This window comes from Pantoea sp. AS-PWVM4 (assembly GCF_000468095.1).
GTDB classification, from domain to species: Bacteria; Pseudomonadota; Gammaproteobacteria; order Enterobacterales; family Enterobacteriaceae; genus Pantoea; species Pantoea phytobeneficialis.
In genome coordinates this window covers 204,634-213,245 of the sequence record NZ_ASZC01000016.1, presented here as the reverse complement: position 1 = coordinate 213,245, position 8,612 = coordinate 204,634, and the positions used below count along the sequence as shown (strand labels likewise).

Here is an 8,612-nt window from a genome sequence, read left to right as displayed (position 1 = left end):
AGCAGGAGCAGGAGCAGGAGCAGGAGCAGGAGCAGGAGCAGGAGCAGGAGCAGGAGCAGGAGCAGGAGCAATTATTGGAGATGGTTGAAAAGCTAGATGCTATTATTGATCAAGCAGAAGTCCTTGAGTCTAACAAACATGATGGGTACAGAACATTTGATTTACATGGTCATGCTTTAATTAGACAAGCAATAGTTACTTTGTTAGGACTCTTCAAAAACACTAAAGATGATAAAAAACACATTATCCTTTTTGAGGAGCCTGAATTATATTTGCATCCGAGTAATAAGAGAAAGTTCCGCGAAACTTTATATAAGATCGCGGAAAGTGATAGTTATCAAGTTATTTGTGTTTCACACGACCCGCAGCTGATTGATTTAAGTAAACCTCATACATCTTTAGCTGGATTTATAGAGTGTATGGATGGGAAAACTGAAATACATCAGACATCTGAAGTTCTCTTTATAAAAGATGAGGAAACAAAAGAACGAATTCAGATGCTCAATAGATTCAATCCTCATATATGCGAAAGTTTTTTTGCCGATGAAGTTGTTTTGGTGGAAGGAGATACTGAGGCAATTATAGTCAGGGAGATGTTAATTAAGCACTTCCCAGAGAAAGAAATCTTTGTTTTGAATACGGGCTCAAAGAATAATATTCCTTTCTTTATTAACGTCCTTGGAAGTTTCAAAATAAATCAACATGTGATTCACGACTCTGATGAGAGACATTTGTATGAAAAAGGGAAAGTCGTTTTAAATAGAGATGGGACTAAGCGTATTAATAGCGCCTGGATTATGAATGATTCAATCTGGACTGCAATGTCTTCAGCTGAAAGTAGGAATGGTTGCAAAGTCAAAAGGTATGTGTCGATAAGGAACTTTGAACATGCTCACAATTACGTGCATGACTCTAAAAAAGGTAAGCCTTTGTCAGCATTCGAGTTTGCTAAGAAAATTGATTTTAATGATAATAGTATTTCAATCGTCAATCAGATCAAAAAAATAGCTGGCGTGCTTGAGCAAGATATCACTTTCGACGGAGATTATCTTGAGCAACACGTTAAAGAACCTTTCTAAATATTCAGTTGTAGTAGCTTATATTTGACACAGCTATGGCACAGAGCCAGACCTAATCTGACAGTCCTCTCTGTGCTGTCCTGTTCTTTGTTCATCAGGGTTCCCCGTATTTCCAGTACGGTCTGCACGAGCATTCTTTCTTTGCCAGCATCCAAAAATTTAACAACAGAGACGTGTGCAGAATTCAGCATCTCAGACAGGATTGCGGTCTTCATTATGTTTTGGATTTGGGTAAGGCTATTTCACCAAAATTCCCGACAGGAGGCTTTTGTGCGCATTAGCCACAGTTTCGCTGGCCATACCGAGAAAGAACAGAATTGTGTTCATGAATAGCGCAGGGTTTCAGATCTGGATAACAGGATAATACATTCCTGGGCGAGCATAAGCCGACAGCTCAGTCAGTCTCATCGTCTATGCTTTAGGTTCACATGACCTGAAGAAGGAAACCCATGATGAGCATTAAAACCAGCGACTTCTTTGTACAGCGTCTGAAAGAGTGGGGTGTTACTCGCATTTATGGTTATCCGGGCGACGGTATAAATGGCGTACTGGGGGCTATCCAGCGTGCGAACGAAAAAGGAGAAGGATTCGAGTTTATCCAGGTACGCCATGAAGAAATGGCGGCCTTTATGGCTGCCGGACACGCCAAGTTTACCGGCGAACTGGGCGTTTGCCTCTCTACCGGAGGCCCGGGAGCAACGCATCTCCTGACGGGATTGTATGATGCAAAAATGGACCACGTTCCCGTACTGGCCATCGCGGGTCAGGCAGAGGCTACAGCCAGAGGCGCCAGCTATCAGCAGGAAATGAATTTAGATCGTATTTTCTCGGATGTGGCGAACTTCGTACAGGAAGCTGCATCATCTGCACAGGTACGTCATCTTATTGATCGGGGCGTGCGCATTGCCAAAGCGCAGAATGGCGTGGCGGTAGTGATTATTCCTAAAGATATTCAGGATGAAGAATGGCTGGCTCCACCACATCTTCATGGCTTCACTCACTCCGGAAGTGGATACCAGCGGCCAAAGGTCATTCCCTATGACGCAGACTTACAGCGTGCGGCAGCGGTACTCAATGCGGGGAAAAAGGTCGCAATCCTCATTGGCTCTGGTGCACGAGGGGCCGCAGTTGAGGTTGTGCAGGCAGCTAATATATTGGGCGCTGGCGTTGCCAAAGCGTTACTTGGCAAAGATGTACTGCCGGATGATGCGCCTTTTGTCACGGGAGCAATTGGTTTGCTGGGTACGAAACCCTCCTGGGAAATGATGCAACACTGCGATACCCTGCTGATGGTTGGCAGTGGTTTTCCCTGGACAGAATTTCTGCCTAAGGAAGGGCAGGCGCGTGCCGTGCAGATTGATATCGATCCGGCCATGCTTGGATTACGTTATCCCTGCGAGGTCAATCTCCACGGCGATGCAACTGAAACCCTTCGCGCATTGTTACCTCTCCTGTCTCATAAAGAAGATCGCAAATGGCAGGAAAGCATTGCACTACAAGTCCAGGAATGGTGGAAACAAATCAAGGAGCGTGCATTTGCCGCCGCTAACCCTGTTAATCCTCAGCGTGTCGTCTGGGAGATGTCTCCACAGCTGCCTGACAACGCTATTGTCACATCAGATTCCGGTTCCTGTGCCAACTGGTTTGCGCGCGACTATCGCGTCAAGCAGGGGCAACGAGCCACGTTGTCAGGCGGTCTTGCCTGCATGGGGGCTGCTGTTCCCTATGCCATAGCGGCAAAATTTGCCCATCCTGAACGTCCGGTCGTGGCGCTGGTTGGAGATGGGGCGATGCAGATGAATAACATGTCGGAGCTGATCACCATCCAGAAATACTGGCAGCAGTGGGCGGATAAGCGCCTCATCATATGCGTGTTTAATAATCAGGACCTGAATCAGGTAACCTGGGAGCAGCGCGTAATGGAAGGTAATCCCTGTTTTGAAGCCACACAGCAGCTGCCAGACGTTAAATATGCCGAATTTGCCGAGTCGTTGGGACTGAGAGGCATCTACGTTGACGATCCGGAGCAACTGGCCAGCGCCTGGCAGCGTGCCCTCAGCGCTGACCGCCCTGTGCTGCTCGAGGTCAAAACGGATCCGGAAGTGGCTCCTCTGCCGCCGCATATTACTTTTAAGCAGGCTAAAGCATTTATGTCATCCATGGCTAAAGGCGACCGCGGTGCATCTCAGGTCATCCGGGACACGGCCAGCCAGTTGTTCTCAAAAAAACGGGATCAATAAGCGCATCGCCTCCGGGGCTACAGGATGATGTGCCGCAACTTATCGGAGAGTGCGCAAAACTGAAGGAAATGATCCTGAGGGAGGAAACCGGGCCTGGCGGGAAAAAATAGTAAACCGCCTCTCGGCGGTTTAACTGTCAGTCAGGTTGTTTGTCGCCTGACTCCGGTGCATTTTTTTCATCATCTTTTCGCTTCTTATCAGGCTATTCTTTACGCGGATTGTAGTCCGGATGGTCACCTTCAACAGGGCGATCGGTCATAATGCTCACCTCCTATAAGCTGAATGAATGGTAAGTTAGCCAGGGTAAACCTATAGCTCTTACCGCTTTGCCTCGACTCCCGGCTCTTCACTTCTTGTCAGATATTGCCGGGTGAGTGCGGGCAGATAACTTACCAGCCAGTCCGACATAGCCAGTTCCTGTTCGCATATTTGCTTCAGAAGAGTAATGCTCTCATCGTCACCCACCTGAGCTGCCGTCTCAATAAGGCTCATATAGCTTGCTATTTCCACATTTTCAAAAACATACCCGCTTATTGCACCCTTCACTACCTCATCCTCGGTAAAAATGCCGCCAAAAGCCTGTCCCATCGCGGCCATTTTTCCCATTACATCCTTAATACTTGAGTGGGCAATACCCTGGCGATCAAGAATAGTTTCAAGCAAAGTCTGCTGCTGTCGGGTTTCTTCCAGATGCTGTTCAATGCGAATCCTCAGTTCAGGGTAGTTTTCCAGACGTTTAGCCATTTGCTCAAGCATGGCTTCGGCCTGTTTTTCCATTGCATGCGCATCTTTCAGCCAGTCATGATAATGAGAAAGTGAAGAAGACATAATTTACTCCTGGTTAGCAACAAATTAATGCTGTTCGGCTATTTCTGTTAATTTGACATCCGTATTTTTTTCTTCTTCAAGCGTTTCCGCGAGTAAAGTAGCTGCTTCGTTCAGACCCAAATTTTTGGCCATCGCTATGAGAGTTCCATACGTAGCAATCTCATAATGCTCAACTTTTTGCGCCGCTCCAATAAGACCGGCATCTCTTACCGGACCTGCGACAACACCTTCAATAATCTCTTGTGCTTCTTCGGCTAAACCTTCGAGCGCATGGCATTTCATTCTCTTTATGCGCAATTCTTCATGGCTTTCGACAACTTTATCAAGACGCTCAATTTGTCCCTGCGTTTCTTCCAGATGCAGCTGGAAAGCATTAATAAGGTCGGGGTCAGTTGCCGCTCGTGCCATCTTAGGTAAAGCGCGGGTAATTTGCTTTTCAGCGCTGTAGATATCTGAAAGGTCATGAATGAATAGCTCTATTAATGTTTCCACTTTCATAATTATCGACTCCAGAGAAATAAGTAGAGAGAGGCGCAGATGTTTTTTATGAAAGATATCTACCACCCATAATTGAAGTGTCTTTCATGATAGATAATCATATGTTTTTATTTTAGTTCAACACGTTGAAAATAATAGCGTTGTTATGTGACTTTCAGCGTCCCTGCCGAAATCTGAACATTACCGTAGCGGCAGTTTTATTCAGGAACCGCGATTACTGTTCTGGCCGCCTTTTTTACCGGCCTCAGACGCTTTTTCACGGTCGTTTTTGAAATTACCGCCGCTGTGCTGCCCACCTTTTTTACCCGCTTCAGACGCTTTTTCTTTGTCTTCTGCGAAATTTCCTGAACCGCCTCTGTGCTGAGTCATAATAATACCTCTTCATGAGTATAATCTACATGACAATAAATACTCTCTTTGTTGTCATGCGCGTCGTTCCATTTAAAGCCTAACTAAGAAATGATAATGCGCAAGTGAAATACCTCATTTATTTTGTTTGTTTTTCATATTATGCCAGGCTTGATCTTTAATAGGTTGTGTATGCAGTGTTTTTTACTTTGTAACGATCTTCGCTCCGCTTGTTAATTTATAACGTAAATTTGATTAAATCATCCTGTGAGGAACATAAACCATGAAAGCAATTGTTTATAATGGGCCATATGACGTAACGGTAAAAAATGTACCGGATGCGAAAATTGTGCGTCCTGGGGACGTCTTAGTCCGTATCACCACCACCAATATTTGTGGTTCCGATCTCCATATGTATGAAGGAAGAACCAGCTTTGAAGAAGGAAAAATATTTGGGCATGAGAATCTTGGTCAGGTAGTCGAAATTGGCAGTGGCGTTGAGCGGATTAAGGTGGGCGATTATGTCTGTATGCCTTTCAACATAGGCTGTGGTTTTTGTGAAAACTGTGAGAAAGGGCTGACCGGTTTTTGTCTCACGGCTAACCCCGGTTCCGCAGGAGCTGCTTATGGATTCGCTGAAATGGGTCCCTGGGACGGGGGGCAGGCTGAACTATTACGTGTGCCTTTTGCCGATTTCAATTGTCTGGTACTGCCGCCGGATGCGGCCGAAAAGGAAGAGGACTATGTCATGCTGTCTGACATTTTCCCCACCGGCTGGCATGCTACTGAGCTTGCAGGGCTACGTCCTGGCGAGAGCGTGGCGATTTATGGTGCCGGACCCGTTGGCTTAATGGCAGCGCACTCAGCCATGATAAAAGGTGCTTCGCAGGTTTTTGTGATTGATACCCATCGGGATCGCCTGGCCCTGGCGGAAAAAATAGGAACCATTGCGATTAATGCGCCAGCAGAAGAAGCCGTACAAAAAATTCTGGAACTGACGGAGGGGCGCGGTACCGACTGCGGCTGTGAATGTGTGGGATATCAGTGCTGTGATAAGCATAGACATGAGGATAATTCAGTGACAATGAATTGCCTGGTTGCCTCAACTAAAGCCACTGGTGGAATTGGCGTGGTGGGGGTGTTTGTCCCTCAGGATCCCGGCGCGACAACTGAACTGGCTAAGCAGGGGAAAATGCCGTTCGATTTCGGCAGCCTCTGGTTTAAAGGGCAGGCCATTCGGACCGGCCAGGCCAATGTTAAGGCCTATAACCGTCAGCTGGCCCGGCTGATTTCTCAGGATAAAGCGCACCCGGGACAGATTATTTCCCACCGGCTGGCTCTGGCCGATGCTCCAGAGGGTTACAGGCATTTCGATGACCGATCTGAAGGCTGGACCAAAGTGATCCTTAAACCATGATCAGTTTTTCAGGCGGTCCCTGCTTTGGCCCGTGACCGCCACAACATCATTACCCCAGAAACCGCCGCAATTCCTCCAGACAAAAAAGTGTTGCCTGACGGACTACCGCTTCGCTACTTCCTTCAAATTCCCGGCAGGCGGTATGGACCTGGTTGCCGGGCAAGTGCCAGGCGAACCAGACGGTACCTGGCGGGATGCCATCTTCACCGCCGTCTGGCCCAGAATAGCCACTCACCGCTATCCCGATGTCATCACCCGCGCGCTGTTTTGCCCCCTCAGCCATCTCCCGGACCGCCTCCTCACTCACGGCGGTATAGCGACGCAATGTTTCGCTACTCACGCCCGACAGACGCTGCTTCGCCCGATCGGAATAGGTAATAAATCCGCTGCTGTAAAAACGGCTACTGTCAGTCACTGCGGCCAGTGATGACCCCACCCAGCCGGAGGTGCATGACTCCGCGGTGGTAACTGTCAGCCCGTGGGATACAAGCGTTTTGCTTAAGGCCGTTACAGCATTGATCAATTCCTCATTCATATTTCACCGAAATATTTTTTTACATATACGTAAGGAAATTATAGATAAAAACTGAAGCTGCAACCTGAAATAAACGATGCGGTAAACTGGCAGATTATTCCTGGTTGCCATTTTTGCAGCACCTCGTTACTTTCGAATTTTCTGCCTTTCATTTCATCATGTTAAGGGAATGAAGGTCGGGTGAGTTAAAATAACCGCAACAGTCTGGCTGGAAACGCGCATTATTACGACTAAAATTATAAGATCCACATTAAATAATTAAGACATAAGCTGGCCTGCTTGCTTTTGTATTGTCGTGATGAGGCATTCAATAAACAAAATGAGTTGCAGTGTTTTATTCAATGGTGAGCGATTAATGGGTAGGCAAATCAACCCTAAATTGATTTTTTGCAGGCCAGCGGAAAAAATTCCTCACCTTTGCTACCACCCGGCGTTACCACCACTTGAAACTTGCGATGTATGCTGGGCGGACCCCAACGGGAATCCCTACCAGCCCAGGCCCCACAATAAAGACAATTCCAATCCGTTTGATAGCTACGATCCGGATCAATAGTAAAGCATCTTTAAAGATCACGAGGCTTGTACCCTATGAATAAAGATGAATTCAGCAGCCGGGACTACCCGATTAAAGAAAACATCATCTGGTTACGCAGAGAGTCTTTAATTCAGCGCATCGGTGAATATATTCTCATTGCCATTGTCATTCTGGGAGCATGTGGCCTGTTTTCCAAAGGTTTTTTGAGTAATGGCCTGGCGCAGTCACCTGATGGCTCGCTAAAGGTTGAATATGAACGCTTTGGTCGGGTACAGAGCAATATGGAAATGAGTATCAGGATTGATACACCGCCAGATGGGCAATTTACGATCACGATAGGGAACGGGGCACTTAATACCTTGCAGATTCAGACAATACAGCCCCTGCCAGTCCAGGCCCTTTCTGACGGGAGTGATATGCGGCTGACGTATTCATCCCGCAATACAGGCGGGAGCCATACGGTATGGCTGGGACTCCAGCCACAGCAACCGGGGCGGGTAGCAATCAGTGTCAGTTCTGACAAGCATCAACCGGTCCATTTCAATCAATGGATATACCCCTAAAGGAGCATCATATGGAAACCGTATTGCGTGCGGCTGGCATCTACCTCGTTCTGATGGTGGTATTTAAAATCGCGGGCAGACGAACGCTTTTACAGATGACATCCTTTGATCTGATTCTGTTACTGATTATCAGTGAAGCCACTCAGCAGGCGTTGCTGGGCGATGATTTTTCTGTGACGGGTGCCGCGCTGACAATTATCACCCTGGTGACGATTGATATTTTACTCGGAAAACTTAAAACGCGTTTCCCTTCGCTGGAACAAATGGCAGAGGGCGGGCCGATTATTCTGGTTGAAAATGGTAATCTGCTGGAAAAACGCATGAAGATGGCGGGCATCAGTAAAGAGGATATTCTGGAGTCGGCCCGGTCATCACAGGGGCTGGAACGGATAGACCAGATAAAATATGCCGTATTCGAAGTTAATGGTCATATTTCCATTATTCCTGCGACAGAAAAATAATTTTCCTTATGATGATACGCTGCTACACCGGTAAAAAATGCCCGGTCATTGTCCGGGCGTTTCCATTTATGACTGGGGTTGCCCAACAGGACCGGAACCCAGAGTACC

General features: G+C 47.2%; 9 protein-coding genes. 5 read left to right on the top strand and 4 right to left on the bottom strand.

Going from position 1 to position 8,612, the window contains the following annotated elements; all coding sequences use genetic code 11:
* Positions 1-80 precede the first annotated feature (80 nt).
* Entirely contained in the window at positions 81-1,079 is a 999-nt protein-coding gene (locus tag L579_RS15580; RefSeq protein WP_021185155.1) for an ATP-dependent nuclease, read from the top strand.
* A 452-nt stretch (positions 1,080-1,531) separates the two neighbouring features.
* Complete coding sequence (locus L579_RS15570; RefSeq protein WP_036626837.1) at positions 1,532-3,319, top strand: thiamine pyrophosphate-requiring protein; 1,788 nt, start codon at positions 1,532-1,534, stop codon at positions 3,317-3,319.
* A 318-nt stretch (positions 3,320-3,637) separates the two neighbouring features.
* Here L579_RS15570 and L579_RS15565 read toward each other — a convergent pair whose 3' ends face one another.
* The 3 genes from L579_RS15565 to L579_RS15555 all read right to left on the bottom strand — a co-directional run bounded on the left by L579_RS15565 (position 3,638) and on the right by L579_RS15555 (position 5,014).
* Complete coding sequence (locus L579_RS15565) at positions 3,638-4,147, bottom strand: ferritin-like domain-containing protein (RefSeq protein WP_021185153.1); 510 nt, start codon at positions 4,145-4,147, stop codon at positions 3,638-3,640.
* A gap of 24 nt (positions 4,148-4,171) precedes the next feature.
* Positions 4,172-4,645 carry a YciE/YciF ferroxidase family protein gene (locus L579_RS15560; RefSeq protein ID WP_021185152.1) on the bottom strand — a complete coding sequence of 158 codons (474 nt, stop codon included), beginning with the start codon at positions 4,643-4,645 and terminating at the stop codon, positions 4,172-4,174.
* A gap of 201 nt (positions 4,646-4,846) precedes the next feature.
* Positions 4,847-5,014 (bottom strand): general stress protein, encoded by a 168-nt coding sequence (locus L579_RS15555; protein WP_021185151.1) that lies wholly within the window; start codon positions 5,012-5,014, stop codon positions 4,847-4,849.
* Between the two features lie 262 nt (positions 5,015-5,276).
* Here L579_RS15555 and L579_RS15550 point away from each other — a divergent pair, with 262 nt between their 5' ends.
* Positions 5,277-6,410 (top strand): glutathione-independent formaldehyde dehydrogenase, encoded by a 1,134-nt coding sequence (locus L579_RS15550; protein ID WP_021185150.1) that lies wholly within the window; start codon positions 5,277-5,279, stop codon positions 6,408-6,410.
* Between the two features lie 49 nt (positions 6,411-6,459).
* Here the strand turns inward: L579_RS15550 and L579_RS15545 are convergent, their stop codons facing one another.
* The gene (locus L579_RS15545) at positions 6,460-6,945 is read right to left on the bottom strand and encodes a CinA family protein (RefSeq protein WP_036626835.1); all 486 of its coding nucleotides are present in this window, start codon (positions 6,943-6,945) and stop codon (positions 6,460-6,462) included.
* Between the two features lie 588 nt (positions 6,946-7,533).
* On the opposite strand from L579_RS15545, the gene L579_RS15540 reads away from it, so the two are divergent.
* Both L579_RS15540 and L579_RS15535 read left to right on the top strand, forming a co-directional pair.
* Entirely contained in the window at positions 7,534-8,043 is a 510-nt protein-coding gene (locus L579_RS15540; RefSeq protein WP_021185147.1) for a hypothetical protein, read from the top strand.
* 11 nt (positions 8,044-8,054) lie between these two features.
* On the top strand, positions 8,055-8,504 hold the full coding sequence (locus tag L579_RS15535; RefSeq protein ID WP_021185146.1) for a DUF421 domain-containing protein: 450 nt from the start codon (positions 8,055-8,057) through the stop codon (positions 8,502-8,504).
* Positions 8,505-8,612 lie beyond the last annotated feature (108 nt).

Bases quoted from the DNA above. Each gene is read 5' to 3' on its own strand.
- L579_RS15555 (WP_021185151.1), bottom strand. From the start codon at position 5,014: ATGACTCAGCACAGAGGCGGTTCAGGAAATTTCGCAGAAGACAAAGAA.
- L579_RS15540 (WP_021185147.1), top strand. From the start codon at position 7,534: ATGAATAAAGATGAATTCAGCAGCCGGGACTACCCGATTAAAGAAAAC.
- L579_RS15550 (WP_021185150.1), top strand. From the start codon at position 5,277: ATGAAAGCAATTGTTTATAATGGGCCATATGACGTAACGGTAAAAAAT.
- L579_RS15580 (WP_021185155.1), top strand. From the start codon at position 81: ATGGTTGAAAAGCTAGATGCTATTATTGATCAAGCAGAAGTCCTTGAG.
- L579_RS15560 (WP_021185152.1), bottom strand. From the start codon at position 4,645: ATGAAAGTGGAAACATTAATAGAGCTATTCATTCATGACCTTTCAGAT.
- L579_RS15570 (WP_036626837.1), top strand. From the start codon at position 1,532: ATGAGCATTAAAACCAGCGACTTCTTTGTACAGCGTCTGAAAGAGTGG.
- L579_RS15535 (WP_021185146.1), top strand. From the start codon at position 8,055: ATGGAAACCGTATTGCGTGCGGCTGGCATCTACCTCGTTCTGATGGTG.
- L579_RS15545 (WP_036626835.1), bottom strand. From the start codon at position 6,945: ATGAATGAGGAATTGATCAATGCTGTAACGGCCTTAAGCAAAACGCTT.
- L579_RS15565 (WP_021185153.1), bottom strand. From the start codon at position 4,147: ATGTCTTCTTCACTTTCTCATTATCATGACTGGCTGAAAGATGCGCAT.